Source organism: Maribacter ulvicola, assembly GCF_900155985.1.
In the GTDB taxonomy this organism is placed as follows: Bacteria; Bacteroidota; Bacteroidia; order Flavobacteriales; family Flavobacteriaceae; genus Maribacter; species Maribacter ulvicola.
Genome location: NZ_FTMA01000002.1, coordinates 152945 through 176166, shown reverse-complemented (window position 1 = coordinate 176166; position 23222 = coordinate 152945). Strand labels below are relative to the sequence as shown.

At 34.8% G+C, this 23222-nt stretch carries 25 protein-coding genes; 10 read left to right on the top strand and 15 right to left on the bottom strand.

Annotated features, from left to right (window positions below):
- Positions 1-23 precede the first annotated feature (23 nt).
- From BW936_RS09475 to BW936_RS09460, 4 genes are read left to right on the top strand one after another with little or no spacing between them, the layout of a single operon-like run.
- Positions 24-1391 (top strand): 3'-5' exonuclease, encoded by a 1368-nt coding sequence (locus BW936_RS09475; protein ID WP_076548148.1) that lies wholly within the window; start codon positions 24-26, stop codon positions 1389-1391.
- Position 1392: 1 nt separating this feature from the next.
- The gene (locus BW936_RS09470; RefSeq protein ID WP_076548147.1) at positions 1393-2250 is read left to right on the top strand and encodes an ion transporter; all 858 of its coding nucleotides are present in this window, start codon (positions 1393-1395) and stop codon (positions 2248-2250) included.
- The gene (gene miaA, locus BW936_RS09465; RefSeq protein WP_076548146.1) at positions 2243-3154 is read left to right on the top strand and encodes a tRNA (adenosine(37)-N6)-dimethylallyltransferase MiaA; all 912 of its coding nucleotides are present in this window, start codon (positions 2243-2245) and stop codon (positions 3152-3154) included. The genes BW936_RS09470 and miaA overlap by 8 nt, the downstream gene beginning before the upstream one ends.
- Position 3155: 1 nt before the next feature.
- Positions 3156-3644 (top strand): gluconokinase, encoded by a 489-nt coding sequence (locus tag BW936_RS09460; RefSeq protein WP_076548145.1) that lies wholly within the window; start codon positions 3156-3158, stop codon positions 3642-3644.
- A 52-nt stretch (positions 3645-3696) separates the two neighbouring features.
- On the opposite strand, the gene BW936_RS09455 is transcribed toward BW936_RS09460, so the two are convergent.
- The 13 genes from BW936_RS09455 to BW936_RS09395 form a co-directional block, all read right to left on the bottom strand.
- Positions 3697-4410 carry a response regulator transcription factor gene (locus BW936_RS09455; RefSeq protein ID WP_027067244.1) on the bottom strand — a complete coding sequence of 238 codons (714 nt, stop codon included), beginning with the start codon at positions 4408-4410 and terminating at the stop codon, positions 3697-3699.
- Between the two features lie 6 nt (positions 4411-4416).
- On the bottom strand, positions 4417-6000 hold the full coding sequence (locus tag BW936_RS09450) for a sensor histidine kinase (protein WP_076548144.1): 1584 nt from the start codon (positions 5998-6000) through the stop codon (positions 4417-4419).
- A gap of 83 nt (positions 6001-6083) precedes the next feature.
- Positions 6084-6668, bottom strand: a complete 585-nt coding sequence (coaE, locus tag BW936_RS09445) for a dephospho-CoA kinase (protein WP_076548143.1) — start codon at positions 6666-6668, stop codon at positions 6084-6086.
- Complete coding sequence (locus tag BW936_RS09440) at positions 6665-7630, bottom strand: CdaR family protein (protein WP_076548142.1); 966 nt, start codon at positions 7628-7630, stop codon at positions 6665-6667. The genes coaE and BW936_RS09440 overlap by 4 nt, the downstream gene beginning before the upstream one ends.
- Positions 7630-8637 (bottom strand): glycosyltransferase family 2 protein, encoded by a 1008-nt coding sequence (locus BW936_RS09435; protein ID WP_076548141.1) that lies wholly within the window; start codon positions 8635-8637, stop codon positions 7630-7632. The genes BW936_RS09440 and BW936_RS09435 overlap by 1 nt, the downstream gene beginning before the upstream one ends.
- Positions 8638-8691: 54 nt before the next feature.
- Positions 8692-9498: an enoyl-ACP reductase FabI gene (locus BW936_RS09430; protein WP_076548140.1), complete on the bottom strand. Its 807-nt coding sequence runs from the start codon at positions 9496-9498 to the stop codon at positions 8692-8694.
- A gap of 167 nt (positions 9499-9665) precedes the next feature.
- Positions 9666-11327: a DNA repair protein RecN gene (recN, locus tag BW936_RS09425; RefSeq protein WP_076548139.1), complete on the bottom strand. Its 1662-nt coding sequence runs from the start codon at positions 11325-11327 to the stop codon at positions 9666-9668.
- Between the two features lie 55 nt (positions 11328-11382).
- Entirely contained in the window at positions 11383-12276 is an 894-nt protein-coding gene (gene porD / locus BW936_RS09420; protein ID WP_076548397.1) for a type IX secretion system protein PorD, read from the bottom strand.
- On the bottom strand, positions 12269-13474 hold the full coding sequence (coaBC, locus tag BW936_RS09415; RefSeq protein ID WP_076548138.1) for a bifunctional phosphopantothenoylcysteine decarboxylase/phosphopantothenate--cysteine ligase CoaBC: 1206 nt from the start codon (positions 13472-13474) through the stop codon (positions 12269-12271). Before coaBC ends, porD begins: the two co-directional genes overlap by 8 nt.
- A 5-nt stretch (positions 13475-13479) precedes the next feature.
- Complete coding sequence (locus tag BW936_RS09410) at positions 13480-13806, bottom strand: DNA-directed RNA polymerase subunit omega (RefSeq protein ID WP_076548396.1); 327 nt, start codon at positions 13804-13806, stop codon at positions 13480-13482.
- Between the two features lie 17 nt (positions 13807-13823).
- On the bottom strand, positions 13824-14651 hold the full coding sequence (locus BW936_RS09405; RefSeq protein WP_244156206.1) for an outer membrane protein assembly factor BamD: 828 nt from the start codon (positions 14649-14651) through the stop codon (positions 13824-13826).
- Positions 14652-14770: 119 nt separating this feature from the next.
- The gene (gene dapA / locus BW936_RS09400; RefSeq protein ID WP_076548136.1) at positions 14771-15661 is read right to left on the bottom strand and encodes a 4-hydroxy-tetrahydrodipicolinate synthase; all 891 of its coding nucleotides are present in this window, start codon (positions 15659-15661) and stop codon (positions 14771-14773) included.
- 2 nt (positions 15662-15663) lie between these two features.
- On the bottom strand, positions 15664-16197 hold the full coding sequence (locus tag BW936_RS09395) for a DUF6913 domain-containing protein (protein WP_076548135.1): 534 nt from the start codon (positions 16195-16197) through the stop codon (positions 15664-15666).
- 45 nt (positions 16198-16242) lie between these two features.
- Here BW936_RS09395 and BW936_RS09390 point away from each other — a divergent pair, with 45 nt between their 5' ends.
- The 4 genes from BW936_RS09390 (at position 16243) to BW936_RS09375 (ending at position 20293) form a co-directional block, all read left to right on the top strand.
- Complete coding sequence (locus tag BW936_RS09390) at positions 16243-17028, top strand: 5'-nucleotidase C-terminal domain-containing protein (protein WP_076548134.1); 786 nt, start codon at positions 16243-16245, stop codon at positions 17026-17028.
- A 1-nt stretch (position 17029) separates the two neighbouring features.
- Positions 17030-17935, top strand: coding sequence for a bifunctional metallophosphatase/5'-nucleotidase (locus BW936_RS09385; protein WP_076548133.1), 906 nt, complete (start codon positions 17030-17032; stop codon positions 17933-17935).
- 14 nt (positions 17936-17949) lie between these two features.
- Complete coding sequence (locus BW936_RS09380; protein WP_076548132.1) at positions 17950-18399, top strand: GNAT family N-acetyltransferase; 450 nt, start codon at positions 17950-17952, stop codon at positions 18397-18399.
- Positions 18400-18700: 301 nt separating this feature from the next.
- Positions 18701-20293, top strand: coding sequence for a right-handed parallel beta-helix repeat-containing protein (locus BW936_RS09375; RefSeq protein WP_076548131.1), 1593 nt, complete (start codon positions 18701-18703; stop codon positions 20291-20293).
- Between the two features lie 612 nt (positions 20294-20905).
- On the opposite strand, the gene BW936_RS20120 is transcribed toward BW936_RS09375, so the two are convergent.
- Both BW936_RS20120 and BW936_RS20115 read right to left on the bottom strand, forming a co-directional pair.
- Complete coding sequence (locus BW936_RS20120) at positions 20906-21691, bottom strand: SusD/RagB family nutrient-binding outer membrane lipoprotein (RefSeq protein WP_076548130.1); 786 nt, start codon at positions 21689-21691, stop codon at positions 20906-20908.
- A 102-nt stretch (positions 21692-21793) separates the two neighbouring features.
- Complete coding sequence (locus BW936_RS20115) at positions 21794-22441, bottom strand: SusD/RagB family nutrient-binding outer membrane lipoprotein (protein ID WP_076548129.1); 648 nt, start codon at positions 22439-22441, stop codon at positions 21794-21796.
- On the opposite strand from BW936_RS20115, the gene BW936_RS19915 reads away from it, so the two are divergent.
- Both BW936_RS19915 and BW936_RS09355 read left to right on the top strand, forming a co-directional pair.
- A complete protein-coding gene (locus tag BW936_RS19915) occupies positions 22376-22594 on the top strand; it encodes a fumarylacetoacetate hydrolase family protein (protein ID WP_244156205.1) in 219 nt (72 codons plus the stop codon). The genes BW936_RS20115 and BW936_RS19915 overlap by 66 nt on opposite strands.
- Positions 22595-22675: 81 nt before the next feature.
- Entirely contained in the window at positions 22676-23221 is a 546-nt protein-coding gene (locus tag BW936_RS09355) for a DUF4269 domain-containing protein (protein ID WP_244156204.1), read from the top strand.
- Position 23222: the final 1 nt, after the last annotated feature.

The following is a 23222-nucleotide window of genomic DNA, read 5'->3' as shown; positions in this document are numbered from 1 at the left end:
CCCCATAAATTATATTAGAATACATGTACGCAATTTTAGATATTGAAACTACCGGAGGAAAATTTAACGAAGAGGGAATCACTGAAATTGCTATTCATAAATTTGATGGTCAAAAAGTAGTCGACAAATTTATAAGCCTTGTAAATCCTGAAAGGGAAATACAACCTTTCGTTGTAAAGCTTACCGGTATAAACAGTAAAATGCTTAGAACGGCTCCTAAGTTTTACGAGGTGGCCAAACGCATTATAGAGATTACGGAAGATACGGTTATTGTAGCACACAACGCTCAATTCGATTACAGAATCCTAAGGACAGAATTTAGACGTTTAGGATATAACTTTGAACGTAAAACCCTCTGTACCGTAGATCTATCCAAGCTATTATTACCAGATGCGGAGTCCTATAGCTTGGGTAAATTGGTAAGGTCTCTAGGTATACCCGTAAGCGATAGGCACCGTGCCAACGGTGATGCATTGGCTACTATTAAGCTATTTAAACTTTTACTTGCCAAGGATTCAGAGAAAATAATCATTAAAGACACGATCAGAAAGGAAACACAAGGAGAATTATCTGAAAAACAATTGGATATAATACAAGACTTGCCCAATAAAACCGGAGTCTTTTATATGCACAATAAGGACGGGGATATTATTCACCTGAGCAAATCCACCGATATAAAAAAGAAAGTCAACCAAATCTTCACCAAGACCAATAATAAATCCAGAAAGCTAACCAAAGACACTAAAAAAGTAACTTTTGAACTTACCGGTAATGAACTTGTTGCTATTTTAAAGGAGCATGAAGAGCTACTAAAACTAAGACCTAAGTATAGCATTATCCCTAAAAAAAGAATGTATAGTCACGCTATTTGTAAAAGCGTTAATGAAAATGGTTATTTTTCCTTGGATATTAAACCTTATAAAGCATGTATAGAGCCTATAGGGCTTTTTAATGGTGTATTCAGTGCTAAGAATTATCTTTATAAAATTACCAAAGAATTTGGGCTTTGTGAAAAAGTAAACGGCATCAGTGAAGCTCGCAACCATTGTTCTGGTTATAGTGATGGAAATTGCAAAGGAGCATGCATTAACAAAGAAGACGTTGAAGAATACAACAAACGCGTTATCACCGCAACCACTCAGAACAACATTAAAGCCAATAAAGTTGTAGTCGTAGATAAGGGTCGAGAAATTGGAGAACAAAGCGCCATTTTAATTAAAAACGGCTCTTTAGTAGGCTTTGGCTACTATGATTTAAACTATCAAATAAATAATATTCATATCTTAGAAAGTATAATTACACCTATGAACGGTACTCGCGATGCTAATTATCTTATAGAATCTTATCTAAGAAAGAAAAACGTACTAAAAATAGTAGAAATAAACGATTAGTTTGAAGGAGGAAGAAAAATTATCACCTTGGAAACACAAAATTCATGAAATTATTTATGAAGCAGATACCCCTATGGGTAAATTATTCGATATTATTCTCTTCATAATTATCATATTCAGCGTAATTCTTATCATGCTTGAAAGCGTTAAGGCTATTGATACAGAATATCATGAAATCCTTTTTGTTCTTGAGTGGCTGGTTACCATTTTCTTTACTATAGAATACATTGCACGCATTGTCTGTATTAAAAAACCAAGTAAATACATCTTTAGTTTTTATGGTATCATTGACTTTCTATCTACCATACCGCTTTACATCTCTTATATTTTTGCAGGCTCACAAGTGCTTTTAGCTGTTCGTGCATTTAGGCTTTTAAGAGTTTTTCGCATTCTCAAACTTGCTCGTTTTTTAGGAGAAGCATCACAATTAAAAAGAGCTTTAAAAGCCAGTAGGGCAAAAATTACCGTATTTCTATTTGCTGTGCTCATCGCTTCTGTAATGATGGGAACCCTTATGTATTTAATAGAAGGAGATGAAGCTGGATTTACAAGCATACCTACAAGTATTTACTGGACCATAGTAACACTTACTACCGTTGGTTATGGTGACATTGCCCCTATAACCCCACAAGGTCAAGCAATAGCTACCATTATTATGCTTTTAGGTTATGGTATTATTGCCGTACCCACAGGTATGGTTACGGCTGAATTTTCCAAACAAAGCAAAGACAACACTGACCTAAAGAAATCTGACAGCTACGTTCATGTAAACACACAATGCTGTCCAACTTGCAGCAAAGAAGGTCATAGAGATGATGCCACACATTGTTATAACTGCGGATCTATATTAAATGAATAAAATACTTATATCAGTAGTGGGGCCCACTGCCATTGGTAAGACCAAATTGGCGATTAATCTGGCACAACACTACAAAACCGAAATCATATCAGCAGATTCTAGACAGTTCTTCAAAGAAATGAATATTGGTACTGCAGTACCCAGCATTGAAGAGCTATCACAAGCAAAACACCATTTCATACAACATAAAAGCATACATGAACACTATACGGTTGGTGATTTTGAACGAGACGCTATCCAAAAATTATCTGATCTTTTTAAAATACATGATGTTATAATTATGGTTGGTGGTAGCGGGCTCTACGTTAATGCTGTTACAGATGGTTTAAACAATTTCCCTACCGTGGACCCATCTATTCGTGAAAACCTAAATACAGAACTAGCAGAGAATGGTATTGAAGCTTTACAAAAAAAATTAAAGCAACTAGATCCTTTATATTTTGAAAAGGTAGACATCTACAACCCTCAGAGAGTTATCAGAGCACTAGAAGTTACTATTGGTAGCGGCTCTCCATATTCATCATTTCTAAACAAACCAAAAGCGGAAAGAGCATTCAAAGTTTTATCTATTGGGCTAAAGGCTGAAAGGCCTTTAATCTATCAGCGCATAAATGAACGTGTTGATCTTATGGTTGAAGCCGGATTATTAGATGAAGCTAATAGCTTAGTTGAATACAAGGACTACAATGCTTTACAAACAGTTGGCTACAAAGAACTTTTTAAGTATTTTGATGGAGAATGGACATTAGATTTTGCTATATCTGAAATAAAGAAAAATACACGAAGATTCGCCAAAAGACAACTTACCTGGTTTTTAAGAAACAAGGATACCAAATGGATTGCATACGATTATAACCCTAAGACCCTTCTACCGGAAATAGACAATGAAATTGTAAATTTATAACATGGTTAAAAAACAAATCTTATTCTTAATGGGTGTCTCTGGTAGTGGTAAATCTACCATTGGTAAACTATTAGCGGAGAAATTACAATTTCCCTTTTTTGATGGTGACAATTTTCATCCAGAAGTTAACGTAGAGAAAATGCGAAAAGGGCATCCATTAAATGATGCTGATCGCCAGCATTGGTTAGAAAAACTTAATGAAGTAGGAATTCAAAATTTAGCTACTGGAGCAATCATTGTTTGCTCATCCTTAAAGGAAAAATACAGAACAATACTTGGTAAAAATTTAGAGAACCATCATCAATTTATCTTTTTAGACGGTAGTTTTGAACTTATAGAAGCACGACTAACCAAAAGAAAAAATCATTATATGCCTAAAGGCTTACTACAGTCTCAATTCGATGATCTAGAAACTCCTAAAGATGCATTAACAGTTTCCATAGATCAAACTCCAGATGAAATTGTAACGGATATTATAAAAAAGTTGTAAAAACAAAAAAGCATCCTACTAGGATGCTTTTTTATAATTATGCTTCGGAAAATTATTCTCCTTCAGTCTTTACAACTAAACGGAAACCTTCACCATGTATATTCAATATTTCAACGGTATCATCAACTTTAAGATACTTACGTAATTTTGCGATATAAACATCCATACTACGAGATGTAAAGTAGTTATCATCTCTCCATATCTTGGTCAATGCTAATTCTCTTGGCATTAAATCATTTTCATGCAAAGCCAACAAACGCAATAACTCATTCTCTTTTGGAGATAGTTTAATTGATTCCTCATCTTTGTATTTCAAGAATCTTAATTTAGAATTCAAGTGGAAACCACCAATTGTAAATTCAAATTTCTTACTATCCGCCAAACCGTTAGAAGCTTTTCTTTGAAGTATTGCTTTTAATTTCATTAGCAATACCTCAGAATCAAAGGGCTTGTTCAAATAATCATCTGCACCAGCTTTATATCCCTTTAAAACATCTTCTTTCATTGTTTTTGCCGTCAAAAAAACAATTGGAACATTCTCATTCTTTTCGCGAATTTCCTTCGCTAACGTGAAACCGTCCTTATAAGGCATCATCACATCTAGAATACAGATATCATAATTATCTTTTTTGAACTTCTCAAAACCTTCCATTCCATTCTTTGCCAAGGTGACGTCAAAGTCATTCATTGACAAATAATCCTTCAATACAATCCCAAAATTTGGGTCATCTTCTACTAAAAGTATTTTCTTGTTTATTGTTTCCATATATTTTTATATTAACGGCAGTTTTATGTAAAATGTACTTCCTTTTCCTTTTTCACTTTCGGCATATACTTCACCTTGGTGGTCTTCAACTATTTTTTTAACATACGATAGCCCTAATCCATGGCCTTTTACATTATGTATGTCACCTGTGTGTTCACGATAGAATTTTTCAAATACTTTTTTAACCACACCCTTACTCATACCAGCACCTTGATCTTGTACTTTAATTATAATATAGTTCTTAGCTCTTTCTGTAAACACATCTATTTTAGGTGCCTTATCAGAATACTTAATTGCATTATCTAATATATTGACTATGATATTGGTAAAATGCATTTCATTGGCCAACACCTCACAGCGCTCAGCATTTAAATGTGTATGAATATACCCTCCTCTATCATCGACTATCAATTCCACATGAGTAATGGCATCTTCTATAATGTCGTGAACATTGACCCTATCCTTACTAATATCAAGCTGATTTTTTTCTAGCTTAGAGATTCTTAACACATTTTCTACCTGAGCATGCATTCTTTTGTTCTCATCACGAATCATCTGTAAATACCTTAAAACCTTTTCTTGGTCCGTAATTATCTTTGGATTCCTAATTGCCTCAACAGCAAGATTTATAGTTGCAATTGGAGTTTTAAACTCATGCGTCATATTATTGATGAAATCTGTCTTAATCTCAGATATTTGCTTTTGACGAATTAATTGATAGATTGCTCCTGCATAGGCCACAACTATAATTATCGTAAAAAGCAATGACAACATTGCCAAACCTAAAATAGATTGTACCAAAAATCGTTTCTTCTTTGGAAAGGAAATTAACAAATCGAAATTTGAAACTCCCTCATAATCTACGAACATTGGAGATCTATAGATATTTGCCTCGGCATATTTAAATTTAGACGATTTCACTTTCGTAGGCAAACCATTACTATATACGCCATATTCAAATGCAATGTCTACCCCTCTATTCTCCAATTCTCGTTGCAATAACAATTCAATTTCTTGTTTAGAAACACGTTTATGAATAGGTACGCGTTTGGCATAAACCATAAACACATCTTCCATGGCCGCCTTTTCCATTTTGTTAAGACCCCCTATTTTTTCAAATCGCTGAATTGGGTTTAAACGAGGCGTATTACCTTCTAAATCAATATCTTCTCTAAATATTGATGTAGTTCGCTTACTTGTATAACTTTTAACAATGGTCGTATCCGCACCATCACTACTATCAAAGAACGTAGATGAAATTCCATAATCTTCTTCTAAAATACCGTGTTCATACAGTAAAATCTCATTAGAATTGACATCTCTATCAATAAAGAAAAAATTAGTGAGCTGAGTGCCCTTGAGCTCTCCTCCTGCACTATCCTTTGCATGTAAATACCTATCAAAGTAGTTCTTAGATTCCCTTTCGGTAATCTTATTTGTAACACTGTTCAATGCTTCAGAAACACTACTGGAGAATTGTTCTTCTCCACTATCTATGGATTTACTAATCCAGAAACTTTGAACGAAAATAAGACCAACAAGTGAAAGGCTCATTAAAACCACTAAGAGCACAAATAACTTTTTGTTCATTGGGTGTTAAAATTAAAGATTTAACAGGTAGAGCTTAGTACGTTTAACCTAAACTTAACAAAAATGTTAAAATTGCTAAATTACTAACAGTCAGCAAGAATAGATGCGTGAACTTGCAGAACATTTTCCCTTGTGCTTACCAAATTTGTATTATCAATTATGAAATTGGCTAATTTCATTTTAGCGGCATCACCTAGTTGATTGTTCATTCGCGCCTCAACTTGCTGTCTTGTACTATTATCTCTAGCACATACACGATCAATACGCATTTCTTTAGGGGCCGTTACTAAAATAACCTCGTCGTATAATTCTTGTGAATTATTTTCATACAGAAGAGCAGTTTCTTGAATTACATAGCATGCATCTTGCTTTTTTGTCCAATCTACGAAGTCTTGTCTTACTACCGGATGGACTATACCGCTCAGCTTCTCAAGTATTGCCGGGTCCTTAAAAACTTTATCTGCTATATACCGTCTATTCAACTTTCCTTTTTCAAAAGCTTCTTCTCCCAACAGCATAATCAATTGTTCTATAACTATATCTGATGTATTCATTAGATACTTTGCACGTGCGTCTGAATCATAAACAGGAATACCAAGTTCTTTGAACATAGCTGCTACAGTAGACTTACCACTTCCTATTCCTCCGGTTAAACCTATTATTTTCATTCTCTACGAAGTATAAATTCAACTTCATTTATACTGATTACGGCATTATTCAGCGTTTTGGGATAGCTCACCAACTTTACAGAGAGTCTATTCTCTGTCTCTTTAGATACTTTTGCATAGTCTGCCTCTATCAAAAAATCTTCTGCTTCCAGTTCTTTTAAAGACTCTAAGGTTCCTTGACAACGGACTTCAACAATTTCTGGAAATGTTCGAACCTTTACATTTTCGGGTAAATTTACCACATGAACCGGAACTGGAATTAATTGCTCTGAAAACTTGACTACCTTACCCGAAACCTTAACCGTTTGATCAGAAAACGTTGTTTCCTTTAATTCCTCTGGTAACAGCAAGCCTATTTCATTTGAAAATGAATTATTTATATAATCGGATTTAAAAAATGTAGTTCTAAGTTGATTTATGGTATCAATCTGACTTTTAGGACCTGTTATTTGAATAGAATCGGGTTCTACTTTAAGATTACCATCAAGAATGTGGTTAGAAGCAAATGTCATTTCCATAGATAGTTTCACCGGAACTTTCTTTGTCACTAAAGATGTAAAATCGAAATATATAGCATCACTATCAAAATCTGTCAATACACTATAATTATTTAGCTGAGATTCTAACTGAATTCTAATTTGATCGGCCGTTAAATAATAAGCCCCATCCTTATGAACCAATTTACTAACATCTAAACGTATACGTTTGGGCTTAAGCTCATAACCTAAAAACTGAAACCCTGCCGCTTGTAGTCGCACTTCAATTTCACCTTTAGGGCTATTTACCAATAAAAACGCTTCTGGAATGTTAATATACTCTACCTGAAAAGTAGTATTGCTGGTATAGGTAAGTGATAATTTATTAATTAACCAAGCGAGTGAAGCACAAAATAGGAACACCAGAAAGACTTTTACCTTTCTCTTCTTTAGACCTGTTTTTATCCACTCTACTAAACGCTCCATCAATTCACTCTAAAAAATAATTTCGGAAAAATTTCCTCTGGTTTTCTACCTGAAGAATTAATATACAGAGTTGATTTCAAAAATCCGTACCCATATCCAAAAAATTGTATCGCTGTTGCCACTAATGATAAGAATGCCACTTTAAAATTACGTGTTTTCATAAGTGCATCAACAAACAAAACTAAAAAGTATGTTGAATACATCAACAATGGAATTTTAACTCTAACTAATACTAACAATAGCGAAATAACCAATCCTAAGCAGAATAGCGTCGGAAACCAATAAGTAATTTTCCTAGTCTCTGGATGCCACTTATTTAATATAGGACGTACCATACCGAATTTATTGACTTGAATATAAAACTTATTCCAATCTATCCGTCTTTTATGATACACAAATGCTTTTGAAATTAATTTGGTTCTAAATCCTTTATTCCAAATGCGTATGGTAAGGTCCGGATCTTCACCTGGATGAATATTTCCGTAACCGCCTACCTTCTCAAAAGCTTCTTTAGATATGCCCATATTAAAACTTCTGGGCTGAAATTTATCTACCGCTTTTTTACCACCACGGATTCCACCTGTGGTCAAAAAGGAAGTCATGGCATAATTAATTGCTTTTTGAACTGTAGAAAAAGATTCATGTGCCGCATCTGGACCACCATAGCAATGCACATAATCTTCTTGTAAACTCTTCTCTGCTTCCACAAGATACTGTGGCGGCAAAATACAATCAGAGTCTAATACTATAAAGTAATTGCCCTTTGCCCTGCCCATTCCGTAATTACGGGAATCACCAGGACCAGAATTAGGCTTCTTATAATATGAAATTGCTAGATCGTCTACATACTCACCTATGACCTCTTCAGATGAAATGGTAGAGCCGTCTTCAACAACGACCACCTCAAACGTTTTGTCATAGGTTTGTAAACGTAGACTATCCAACAGTTCTTTAATTTCATTGGGTCTATTGTATACAGGAATGATAAAAGAAAACGATAGGTTCATTAGTACGCTCCTTAATAAATAGACTCCAATAAAATTGGAATACTAATATATTGATTAAAACTTCTCTATAACTTCTTGACTTACCCCTGTATTAGAGAAACCTCCATCATGAAATAGGTTTTGCATGGTCACTTTTCTTGTAAGATCAGAGAACAACGTTATAGTATAATCCGCACAATCTTGAGCAGATGCATTACCTAATGGAGACATTTTTTCCGCATAGCTGATAAAGCCATCAAAACCTTTTACTCCTTGCCCTGCAGTAGTTGCAGTAGGTGATTGAGAAATTGTATTTACACGAACATTTTTTTCTTTACCAAAGAAGTAACCAAAGCTACGAGCAACAGACTCTAAATATGCTTTATTATCTGCCATATCATTATAATCTGGAAATGTTCTTTGTGCCGCCATATAAGTAAGTGCTACAACACTACCCCACTCATTCATAGCATCTGCCTTGTAAAGGGATTGCAAAACTTTATGAAAAGATAGGGCTGAAACATCCCATCCTTTTGCCGTGAAATCATATTTTTCATCTGTGTAGGCACGACCTTTACGTACATTCACGGACATACCAATAGAATGTAATACGAAATCAATTTTTCCTCCTAAAATTTCAACTGCCTTTGCCACTAAATTATCCAAATCTTCAACACTAGTAGCATCTGCAGGTATGATTTCTGAACCGGTCTCTTTTGCCAATTCATCTATCTGACCCATTCTCATGGCAATTGGGGCATTGGTCAATACAAAAGTACCTCCTTCTGCATGTACCGTTTGCGCTGTTTTCCATGCAATAGAATTTTCATCTAATGCTCCAAAAATAATTCCCCTTTTTCCTTTTAATAAGTTATATCCCATGTTGGTTGATTCTAATTTTTAATTTAATATATCAAAGATATCTAAAATATGTAAAACAGAATTGAAGTAATAGGTAAAAAGACTAAATGTACCACCACATTCTTACCCTTCTCTTTTTCGAAGTTATCTATGAGTTTATTAACTTTTTGGCAACCACAAAGTTACCTTTACAATGAAGAGTTTAAAAGCTGTTTTGCATGTGCCAATGCAGAATCAGATAAATCTTTACCACTAAGCATGTGAGCCAACTCCACCACCCTTTCATCAATAGTCAGTTCTTTTAAATTTGTCATGGTACGCTCTTTGCCTTCTGTTTTAAACACTTTAAAATGGTGATTTCCTTTTGATGCTACCTGAGGTAAGTGCGTAATGGAAAAAACCTGCAGATCCGCACTCATATCTTTCATAATATCTGCCATGCGGTCAGATATTTCTCCAGATACACCAGTGTCTATTTCATCGAACATAATGGTTGGCAGCTTTTCGTATTTGGCAAGTATCGCTTTGATTACCAACATTATCCTTGACAGCTCACCACCCGATGCTACTTTTTTCAATTCTCCATAACTACCACCTCTGTTAGCGGTGAACAAAAATGAAAGGTCATCTTTACCGGTAGCCGTAAATGCTTCGGCGGCATTTAATTTTATTTCAAATGATGCGCTTGGCATACCTAACAAGCCTAAGTGAGACTCTAGCTTTTTCTTTAATTGTGGAATTACAGCGTTTCTCTTTTCCCTTAAAATAACAGCTTTGGACTCTAAAACAGATTGCATCTCTTGAATTTCCGTTGTTTTAGCAGCAATCTTAACATCTAAATTGGCTGTTTCAAAAACTTTATCTGCCAGGCCGTTCTTTATTTCAATCAATTCGGCGATGTCACTAACATTATGCTTTTTCAACAAATTATATAGTAACTGTAATTTATTATTCACTTGCTCTAGTTGATCAGGGTTTGCCTCAACCCCTTCTTGCAAACGCTGTAATTCTGAACTTACGTCATCCAGTTCTATCATAACAGATTTTACACGTTCAAATAAATCTTTATAGCTGGCACCAAAATCTACCAGTTTGGAAAGTGATTGGCGCATTTCTGTCACTAAAGGCAAAACACCAATTTGCTCATCATTAAACAATTGATCTCCTTTAGACAATTGCTCCATAATCAACTCAATATTATTCAGTTGCTCATATTCTTCTTCCAGCTCTTCAATGATACCATCTTTTAACGGTGCCTTTTCAAGCTCTTCTAACAAAAACGTATTGTAATCTTGCTCTTTATTGGCTACACCCTGTACTTCAACAAGTTTATCCAATTCTTTTTGAGCTTTACGATACGATTTTAGATCTTTCCTATATGCTATTAATCGTTTTTGATTATTTGCCAATGCATCTACCAGCTTCAACTGAAAATCGTTTTCAGTAAGTTGCATAGTTTGATGTTGTGAGTGAATATCAATTAGGCTCTCCCCCAAGCGAGATAAGACTCCTAAAGTAACGGGAGTATCGTTTACAAAAGCTCTTGATTTTCCACTAGGCAAAATCTCACGTCTTATAACCGTACAATCTTCATAGTCCAAATCATTTTCTTCAAAGAAATTCTGAAGTCCGTATGTATCTATCACAAAAGTAGCCTCAATAATACATTTTTGCTCCTTAACCCTCAACGAGGTTAAATCTGCACGTTTACCGAGCACTAGAGACAAACCCCCTAGCAAAATGGATTTACCGGCACCTGTTTCACCGGTGATAACCGTAAAACCTTTGTTAAAGTCTACCTCTAGACGGTCTATTAATGCGTAATTAGAAATGGAAAGGGTTGAAAGCACACGTTAGAATTTTAGATTCACAAAGGTACTCTATAATTCTGTTTTGTAAAATGGTTCAATACTTAATATCGTTCCAAGTTGCAGCATATAAGGGAGCTATTTTATTCAAAGTTTCTTTCAATTTTACAATATCGACCTTAGGTCCGTCAGAAAAAATATTCTTTATCTCTTCTGATTTTGCATCAAAGAACGTTGAAATCAAAAAGGCATTAGGCCTTCTATTGATCATCGTCTGAAAAAGATTCATTGTACCTGCAATTATCTGCTTGCCCGTACTATTGTTATCAGGCAATATATCAAGTCCTTTTCTATGATAGTTGTACATTGCTATACGGTACTCTCTATAGGTATTTGACAATAGATTATCTATTAATTCAAACCTACTTCTGTTAGAATCTGCAGACTGGCTCCATCCGACAGAATTACTACCCTGTGCTTGGGTCACAATATTCTGCGCCTTTCTATAAAACTCGGTTCCGCCTTCCAAAGAAAATGTATCTGCATCTAATCCCAATATAACGTAAACGTAATAGGACAGTACACTAACCAAATTAGACTCGAACTGATTCTCATTAAAAATCAACGGTTGAAACTCAATGTATTGAAAGTTAAAAGCATTGTCTTTATAATTAAAGACCGGTGTAGAATAGGAAGTATTAAAAACTGGCCTTGATGACTGAATTTGAATATTACCACTAAAATTATTGGATTCATAAGAAGTAACGGTAATGAACATTTGTGCATTCACCCTTTCATTCTCTTTATACACCCTATTGGTCCATTTAGTCTTATTGACAAAATCATTCAGTGAACGTTCCAAAGTCTTAAAAACCTGCTGATCACCTTGTGAAAGCTGATCAGAATTGATCGTAACCGCACAAGTTAATTCTTGAGCATTTGCAATTAAACTTATAAAGGTAAAAAGTAATAGAAATACTGCCTTACGCATACCGTCTTTTAATAATTTCATTGAAGATATCCACGGCAACTTCTGCCTTGGTCTTTAGTTCAAACGTAGTAATGTTAGAATTGGTATCTATAAATGAAATTTTATTGGTAGCACCGCCAAAGCCAGCACCTTTATCTCGCATTGAATTCAATACGATGGCATCCAAATTTTTGCGTTTTAGCTTCCCTTTAGCATTTTCTATTTCGTTTTCGGTTTCTAGAGCAAAACCGACCAGGAACTGATGTTTTTTATGATCTCCGAATGTTTTAAGAATATCCCTGTTCTTCACCAATTCAATAGTAAAGTTATCTTCGGATTTTTTAATCTTTTGCTCTGCAATGGTTTTAGGTCTATAATCTGCTACGGCAGCGGCACATATCACAATATCAGACGCCTCATAATACAGCTGTGCGCTATGATACATATCATCTGCAGATACCACATGTACCACATGAATAGCATCATGAGAAACGGTTAAATTTGTAGGCCCTGTCACTAAAAACACTTCTGCCCCTAAGTTAGCGGCAGTTTTCGCCAATTCAAACCCCATTAATCCAGAGGAATGATTCCCTATAAAACGTACAGGGTCAATTGCCTCATGTGTAGGACCTGCCGTAATTAATACGCGCTTTCCCGATAACGGTAAACCTTGCGACAATTCCTTTTTAATAAAACGAATAATCTCCTCGGGTTCTGCCATTCTACCTTCCCCATGCAAACCACTTGCAAGCTCACCACTAGTTGCAGGAATAACCATGTTACCAAAAGAAGTCAACGCATCTAAAGAACTTTTTGCACTAGGATGCTTATACATATCTAAATCCATTGCCGGAGCAATGAAAACCGGACACTTGGCAGATAAATAGGTTGCCATTAAAATATTGTCACAATTACCGGTTGCCATTTTAGACATGGTATTTGCGGTTGCCGGCGCAATCAACATTAAGTCTGCCCAAAGCCCCATTTCTACATGATTGTTCCAATCTACCGTATGCTCTTCTGTCTTTACAAAATCAAGCACTACGGGATTTTTAGCCAATGTAGCTAAGGTGAGCGGAGAAACAAAAGAGCTGGCGCTATCGGTAAGAATGACCTTAACGTTAGCGCCAGCTTTTATAAATAAACGAACTAAGAATGTTGTTTTATAAGCAGCAATTCCTCCGGTAATTCCTAAAAGAACATTTTTGCCGTTCAACATATTTCTTAAGCGTCTTTTTCTGTGTTTCTATGGTAGATTTTGTCCATCAACCACTCCTCTACCGCCATTGCATGTGGCTTAGGTAATTTTTCATAAAACTTAGAAACTTCAATCTGCTCTTTGTTTTCAAAAACCTCTTCTAAACTATCACTATAGGTTGCAAACTCTTCTAATTTCTCTAAAAGTTCTTTTTTAATTTCAGAATTGATCTGAACAGCACGCTTGGCAGCAATTGAGATAGCCTCATAAATATTTTCAGTTGGCTGATCAAACTCATTACGGTTAATAGTTACCGTAGATACTGATGCTTTAGAGTTTTTTAAATCGTTCATATTCATAATTAAATTATTTATTTTGACTCAACGGTCTGCGCTTGCATGCGTTGTAATTCTTTATCTATTTTTTCAATTAAATCTGTAGCTTCCTTATCAAATTTAGATTCCGGAAACTGCTTTTTTAATGTGGCATGAGCAGCTTTAGCTGTATTTAAACGCTCCTCTTTTAATTGTTCAAAGCTATTTACCGCCATATGCGTTAACGCTTTAACTTTCACGAACATTGCCTCTTCCCTAAACGGTGAACCAGGATTGTCCAAAACAAAATTATCACTAGCCGCTACTGCAGATTTAAGCATATCATAATTGAATTCACCCAATTTATTATACTGCTTCAATATCTCAAACGCCTTTTTTTCTTTTTTTATTTTAAGCTCCTGTGCCATAGCATTGGCTTCAGCATAAAACTCAGATTCTGAATATGTATTAATGAAATTCTGTAATTTCAACAACGCCTTGTCCGTATCGGTCTGATCCAAAGAATATTCCGGAGACAACTCGTAAAAACTTTTAGCTCCTAAAAAACTTGCTTCAATAGCCTTATCGCTTTTTGGATAAGATTTCACAAAACGCTCAAACTGATAGCCTGCCATATTGTAATCTTCTCGCATAAAATAGCTGTTAGACAAAAAGAACATAACCCGCTCACCTTGAGGTTTACCCACATACTTTGGTGCAATTTGCTCAAGTAGCCTATTAGCTCTTCTAAAATCACCTTCCTCATAGAAAGTTTCGGCCATATCGTATTTCGCTTTAACGTCATCGTTCTTAAGCACTTTTTGGTACTCACTACACGATTGTAAAGTAATGGCAATCAATAGTATTGGAAAAACTCTCCTCATTTTAAAAAACATTTTGCAAAATTAGTGATTATCAATGGATTTAAAAAACATTTTAAACCAATAAAAATACAGGCTTTACACTACAAGAATGTTCTACTTAGTGAAGATTTAACGAATATTTATGCTGGTATACGTTTGATAGATTCCATAAATGAAACAATCTTATGCTTTAAGGCATCACTAGCGGTAATTAACGGTAGTCTTACAAAAGGTGTTGCCAAGCCCAAATATTCAAAAATAACTTTAATACCTGCTGGGTTGCCTTCTTCGAATATTAAATTCATAGCATCTTGCATTTTGTAGTGGTAGTTATATGCTACTTGGGTATTACCGTTTAAGCCTTCATGAATCATTTTAGAAAACTCTTTAGGCAATCCTTGTCCAATAACAGAAATAACTCCGTCGCCACCGGCAACTATCGTTGGTAATGCGGTAATATCATCTCCAGACAACACTAAAAAGCCTTTTGGTCTTTTTAAAATTAATTCTTCTACCTGTGCCATATCTCCACAAGCTTCTTTTACTGCAATTATATTCTCAAATTTATGTGCTAGGCGCACAACGGTTTCCGGTAACATATTACTACCCGTACGACCTGGTACATTATATAATATTATAGGCAATGGAGAGGCTTGCGACAGTGCTGCAAAATGCTGGTAAATACCTTCCTGGGTAGGTCTATTATAATAAGGTGATACTGATAGAATAGCATCATAGGCAGATAAATCTGCAGATTGTAGTTCTTCTACCAAGGCCATGGTATTGTTACCCCCTATACCTATAACCAATGGCAAAACACCTGCATTGGCCTCTTCAACGGTACGCATTACCAATTGCTTTTCTGCTTTAGAAAGTGTAACCGATTCTGCAGTAGTACCCAACACCACCAAGTAATCTATATTACCTTCTATATTAAAGGCTACCACTTTTTTAAGAGCCTCTACATCTACTGATCCATCTTCCTTAAAAGGCGTTATTAACGCTACTCCTGCTCCCCTTAAATCTTTCATAATTAAATCTCTTTAAAAATGCCCAAGTACTTTTTCAATTCTTTTTTAAATATTTTAAAGTCCTTTAACGGCGTATCTAACATTAAATCATTGTAAGTTGGTCCTAATTCTTTAAAACCTACCCTTATCCGTGCCTTAGTCTTCACTGACATTAAATTCAACAATAGACTATTCTGATCATAATAATTCACTAAAAGGTCATATTCCCGTCCTAAAAATTCAAGGGCATAACTATTTTCAATATCACCGTTCCACCCTAAATCCTTATCTGAAAAAACAGGAGTGGCATATGGCGAGTTTTTATCATAAAAACGCTTATATCCAATTATTTTAACCGCATTGGGGTGTAACGATAGCTCTTCCTGAAACTGAAAAAACACTTCAGATTTTTCAAATTTATCTAGATCTACAATACAACCTACAGAACGTATTCCTTTACTCTCACGCGTTACAGCAACTGGTGTTACCACCAATTGTTTTAATATTTTACGGCCAGATTTCCGTTTAAACTTGTCCTTAATTCCTTTAAAAAACATGTATTTTTACATTTAGACAAATGTAAATAATATCCCTGCAACTATATGGCGAAGTTAAAACACTTTGATATTTTAAATATAAAACATTATGTTATATTTATAACAATCCTAGGTTTGGTATCATGTAAGGAAACTCCTAAACATCTTATTGAACTGACTGGAAAGCAGATAGCAATTGACACCAGTTATACTTCAGTTGACAGTATTCAGGAATTTATTCAGCCTTATCATGATCGTGTTGAAAGTATTTTAGATAGTACTTTGGCCTATGCCCCTTTCGTAATTTCAAAAACTGACGGTAAATTCAACACTACGGCCGGTAACTTAATGGCAGATATTGTATGGAACATGACCAATCCAATTTTTGAAAAACGCACCGGTAACAATATTGATATGGTGCTTTTAAACCATGGTGGTATTAGATCTATCATCTCTAAAGGAAATGTTACTTCAAGAACAGCTTATGAGGTTATGCCTTTTGAAAACTCGGTGGTTGTCGTAGAACTGAAAGGTGAAGCATTATTAAAAATGGTCGATTATCTTATAAAGTCCAAAAGAGCACACCCCGTTGCCGGTATACAGCTTATTTTAAACAAAGACAATACAGTCAAAACCTTTACAATCAACCGAAAACCTGTAGACAAGAATAAATCGTACTACGTAGCCACTTCAGATTACTTAGTGACCGGTGGTGATAACATGGAATTCTTTAAAGATGCACTTTCCAAAACGGAAACCGATTATAAAATACGAAATGCCATGATAGATTTCTTCTCTAAAGTGGATACCCTTGCCCCAAAAGTAGATTTAAGATATTATCAATTACAGTAAGATGGAAAGAAGAAAATTTATACGAAATACAGCAGCATCCTCTAGTCTTTTAACCCTTGGTGGCTTGGGCCTAAACTCGTGCAACGCATCTAAAAAGAAACACATTACCATTTTACATACAAACGACGTACATAGTCATGTGGATGCTTTCCCCAACGATCATGCAGATTTTCCTGGATTGGGCGGTTTGGCACGCAGAGCTGGTTTAGTTGATAGTATTAGAAAAGAGAATCCACATACTTTTCTTTTTGATGCCGGAGATATTTTCCAAGGTACTCCCTACTTCAATTTTTATGGTGGCGAGCTAGAATTTAAATTAATGAGCATGCTTAATTATGACGCTACCACTATTGGTAACCATGATTTTGATAATGGTATTGACGGACTTTTAGCGCAAATGCCATACGCTAAATTTAACTTTATCAGTGCCAATTATGATTTTTCCAATACGGTTTTAGACGGATTAACGCAGCCCTATAAGATTTATGAGAAAGACGGAATTAAAGTTGGTGTATACGGATTAGGGATTAAGTTGGACGGATTGGTAACCAAAAAACTTTATAAAGAGACCGTATTTCTCGACCCATATGAGTTGGCAACCGATATGGAAACCAAACTTAAAGAAGAAGAAAAATGCGATTTAGTTATTTGCCTTTCCCACTTAGGATATGAATATAGCACTGAAAAGCCAGATGATTTAAAGCTTGCTGCAAGAACAAAATACACCGATTTAATCATTGGTGGCCACACCCATACATTTCTAGATAAGCCGACTGTTGTTACCAATGCCGCAGAACGAGATGTTTTGGTAAATCAAGTAGGTTGTTTTGGAATAAACCTAGGTAGAATTGATTTTTATTTTGACAACAGCACTGTTAACGCGAACGGGTACACCATTAAAGTCTAAAAAACAGACCCCTTATGCTTTACTACAAACGTTGCTCTAGCGATAACCAAAACTTCAAAGAACTAGTAACTTTACTTGATGCTGATTTAGCATTAAGAGATGGAGACGAGAATGCTTTTTATGCACAATTTAACGGTATTGATGCGCTGAAAAATTGTGTTGTACTTTATTGTGACGAAACACTGGTAGCCTGTGGTGCTTTTAAGGAGTTTAACGAAGAATCCGTAGAGATTAAACGCATGTATGTTCAATCAGATTATCGCGGTAAAGGAATTGCTTCAAAAGCGCTACTAGTACTAGAAGAGTGGGCAAAAGAACTGAACTACACCTATACTGTTCTAGAAACGGGATTACGCCAGCCCGAAGCCATTGCACTTTATAAGAAGAATAATTATACAGTAATTGATAACTATCCTCCATACGAACATATGGCGAATAGTGTTTGTTTTAGGAAAGTGTTGTAATTAAGTAAAGTATTAATACATGCAAAATATAGTCTTCATGAATATTGTATGTCTATTATTGGTAATAAAGTAATATGCACTATAAAACCAGGAAATGATTGTTCCTTCTAAAAATTATATGAGAAGGTTATTACCCGTTCTCTTTATGTTAATTTTAATACTCCTTATAATCCATGATATGAACCTTTAAAATTTCATCAAAAGGTGGCTTAACATTGCTTAGCCTCTTTTATTTAAATAAACTACCGATTGCAATATGTTTTATGGAAATCCGTTAGAATAACTCACTCTAACACTCCCTATGAAAAGCTATCTGAAAATCTATGCTTTTAGCCTTCTTATAATTTGTAATTTCTCTTGTAATAAAGACAAAGATTCCGATGAAAACCTAATAGCTGATGCAGTAGATGCACCTGATGTTATATTAGGAACCACAAATATCTGCGACGCAAAAGGAAACGGTAAATTATATGAAGTTGGTCCAGGTAAGGAATATGAAAATATAATTGATGTTCCTACAGAAAATTTAGGGCCTGGAGATGCCGTTAGAATTTATGCAAAAAGCGAAGCATATTACGAGCGTTTAATTATAGCTACTAAAGGTACAAAAGAAGAACCTATATGTGTTTGTGGTGTTCCAGATGAAGCAGGTAAATTACCGATTTTAGATGGAACTAATGCTAGAGTAAGACCCGTAAACGTAAGTTCCTATTTTAATGAAAATACCGCCTATCTTGGTATTATAGTAATTGCTAGAAACTATGGAAATCATCCAGAATATATTAACGTTAGCAACCTGCAAATTCAAGGAGCACACCAATACATGGAAGATGATTCGCAGCAATCTTACATAATGGGTACAGATGAGTTAAAACCGTATTCTCGTGCTTCTTCAGGAGTATACATGAGAGGTTCTCATATACAAATAAATAATTGTTTAGTACGACATAACGGTAATGGTATATTTGGAGCATATAATAGCGCTAATGACCCTTTAATAGATGTTAGATTAAATAATAATATAATTCAACATAACGGTACCTACGACGTATCTCAGCAGCATAATATTTATATAGAATCTGAAGGTTTAGTTTCTATAGGAAATCAATTCGGACCAGTACGAGAAGGCGCAAAAGGAACAAATTACAAAAGTCGTTCTGCAGGTGATGTTATTATGTACAATTATTTTGTCGGACCTGCTGCCCGACAAATTAACCTTGCTGAATCTGAAAATTCGGTAGACTATTTTCCAGGTTTAACCTCTTTTCAAACAACGTATGTAGCAGGTAATATTATTGAAGGTAATGAAAATGGGTCTGCTACCATGCTACACTACGGTAATGACAATGTCTCTGCAAGCCCCATGGAAAGAGGAAACAGAAAAGGAACTTTATATAGCTATAACAACACGTTTGTAATAAAAAGTAATATTGAATTAAGTTATAGAAAGATATTTTTTGATGTAACTTTTTGCGAAGGAACGCTAAAAGCATTTAACAATGTACTTTACTACGAAAATAACAGTAGTAATGGTGATAGTCAAATTAGTTTTTTTAGAGAATCTGGTACTGCAGGTTTAGTATCTAACAACTTAATTAGTACGGCAACAATAGCGGCATATAACACAAAATATATTGATGAAGACCAAAGAAGATGTGCAGAAACGAGTTTAGATTTCAAAGAATTGGAAAGCATGTTGGCTTCTGAGGTAGACTTTGGGTTAGATAAGGATAATTTGTATAAGTTAACCTCTAGCTCTAAAGCTATCGATGCAGGTATGGATATTCCCTCAGAAGTTTTAAATCTAGAATTTCAATTTAAATCTCCATCAGGAGTAGAGCCTAGAACTATAAATGGTGCCGCCATAGATATAGGTGCTTTCGAGTTTAATTAAATAACGTTTTATGATATAAAAAACACCCTTTATACTTATGGTCAAAGGGTGTTTTGTTTTTTAGGATCGTGTATAGCTATGTGTTATTTAGCTTTACAGTTGTAGGTCTATAAATTATTAACAATAGGAATAAGTATTTTTGACATTCTGAGTTTTATCAAAAAGTAGCTTCAAAAATCAATCTTACAAGCTTGAACGCCTATTTAGAAAAACTACATTACGGTGATGTCATACAGACTCCTTAAACGTTCAAAACTTTTGGCTGACAAGAATGTCACGTATCAAAAGTTGATTACTTAGTTATAAAAAATTGCGCCCCATATGAGCACATGGCAAATATTGTTTGTTTTAAGAACTCGCTTTGAGGCTACATTTTATTAAATTGTTTTTTTTTAAAATCAAATTATTTTACAAAGTTGATAACAATTTAAATACTTCAATAAAAGATTGGTCTTCAGCCTCCCTATCTCACTTGCTAAGTGAATTCATAATATTTTATTTGGCGAACAATTACTATTTCTAAAAAAGAATTGAGCTTAAAATAAAAAAAACCAACTCAATTCTTTAAAAAAATATCTATTAAACCAACCTTCTATTTAATATTCACCGTATTTATCGCAATAACCACATTTTAGACCACTGGTCATTAGTTGATGGTTGCAAACCCTTAACAGCCTCTAACATGTGCTCTTCATTATATGGGTCGTCATACCAAAATCTTTGTGGGGTATTTTGCCCATTAGTTCCGGAAATAATATAATTGTTCAAGGCAGGAAAACCTGTTCTACGCCAATCGAACCACGATTCTGAAGTCATCCAATTTGTTATCCATTTTTGATCCATAATTACAGCTAGCTTATTCGAAGATTCTTTATATAACTGAGTAACGTTTGCAATATAAACGTCTTGATTAAACGGTACAAGCGTATTGTTTTCTATATTGTAAACCGCTGATGAATCTCCATCAGCAATATCATATTGATTCAAAGATATTTCTATTCCATTTTTATAAAAACCGAAGGCGTCTCCAGAAATCCAGCCGCTAGTGCTTGCTTCCGCTAAGATAAATTGAGTCTCAGCAGCACTCATTAAGACCGCTTTTACAAGTGGGTGGTAATTTTCTGCATACATATCAGAAAGATATGACGTATGCGGATTAGAAGCTGAGCCAAGATATATATTCTCATTTAATGCACTAATCGCATCCTTATAATCATTTACAGTACCACCAAGGTTAAAATCGTTTGGTGCGTTAAGAGCAACATCAAGACCAACATATAAAGAAGTATTAACGTTATTCTCTTCATCTTCATCATTATTTATAGCGGTAATATCAAAATCCACATAACGTTTCAATGCACCATCTTCCAAAATCACCTCATTTGAAGTTCCTTGCATAATTTGAATATCTACCGGGCGTACCCAAGTAGTTAATCTTGGATCTCCTAGTGCCTTAAGTTCATTGACAATGGTCGCCGAAGGTATTCTTCGATAAAATTCTCAACGAAAACTAAAATAAAGAGGACCGCCTATCCAACTATTGATATCATCGGTACCTACAAAAGAAATTGAAGCATTACTTTCATTACTATCTAAAATTGGAAATTCTCCACTATTATTGACCATTTTGGCTATATTAGCAGCTGGATCAAAATCAGTACTGATTTTTTCCGATAATCGCATATAGAATCTGAGACTAAGTGAATTAGCAAATTTTCTCCATTTCAAAGCATCACCTTTGTACATAACATCTGCATCTACAGCCTCGGCACATACACCAGCATTTTTCAAAAGTGTATTGGCCTGTTCTAAATCTTGTAATATTCCTGAGAAAATCACCTTTTGTTCATCATAAACAGGTTTAAAGAATTCATCTCCTCCTATTTCAGTTTGTTGTGCATTGGTATATGGCATATCACCAAATGATAAAGTCATAAAACCAAACCAGTATGATTTCAATATAAGAGCTACTGCCTGATAATAGTTCTCTGTTTCTCCAGATTTTTCTAATTCGGCACGTTGAAAAATATAATTACTGTCTTTAATGGGTTCATAAAAACTAGAAAAATCTTTTGCCCCCCATTGGTAATTAATGGTGAAAAGAAACAAGTAGGTATCACAGGCTATATCATATATAACTTTGCTCAAATTATCAGCTTTGTTTCCACACTTATGACCTTGACCCCTGGAGATATGATATTCACCGGAACTCCTGCTACAGGTGCTGGCGAGACATTTAAAGAAGACCACTTACAGGCTTCTATTGAAGGAGAGTTATTGTTAGATTTTAAAATGATTTAATAGTAGACTTATAAATCACGATTTATATTTACATTGCTAATGCACTTATAAATCGTGATTATACATTTTCAACCTAGTTGATTGAAATTGAGCATTGATTTTGAAAATATCGATTATTTAAAAGTTGGAAATGAGCGGCAAACAAGCGCTTATAATAATCTTACACAGTACAAAATTCTGGACCATCTTAAATTGTACTCACCTATTGTAACCGGTACCATCCCCATTGGAATAGACATACCCGAAAGTGATATTGATATTATTTGCGAATGTAACGATCATAACAAATTCGCTTCAGTTGTAATACATCACTTTTCTAAGATGCAAGGCTTTCATATTTACAGAAGTAAGCAAAACGATAAAGAAGTCACTATTGCTGAATTTAAAACAGAGAAATTCTTAATTGAACTATTTGCTCAAAACACGCCTACCAAACAACAAAATGCATACCTGCATATGAATATTGAATATGCTATCTTAAAAGAAAAAGGAAATAGCTTTCAGCAAGAAGTTATAAAACTAAAAGCTAGTGGTTTAAAAACCGAGCCTGCATTTGCCAAACTATTAGGACTAAAAGGAGGTCCGTATGAAGAACTTTTAAAATTGCAAACGAAATACACGAATTAAC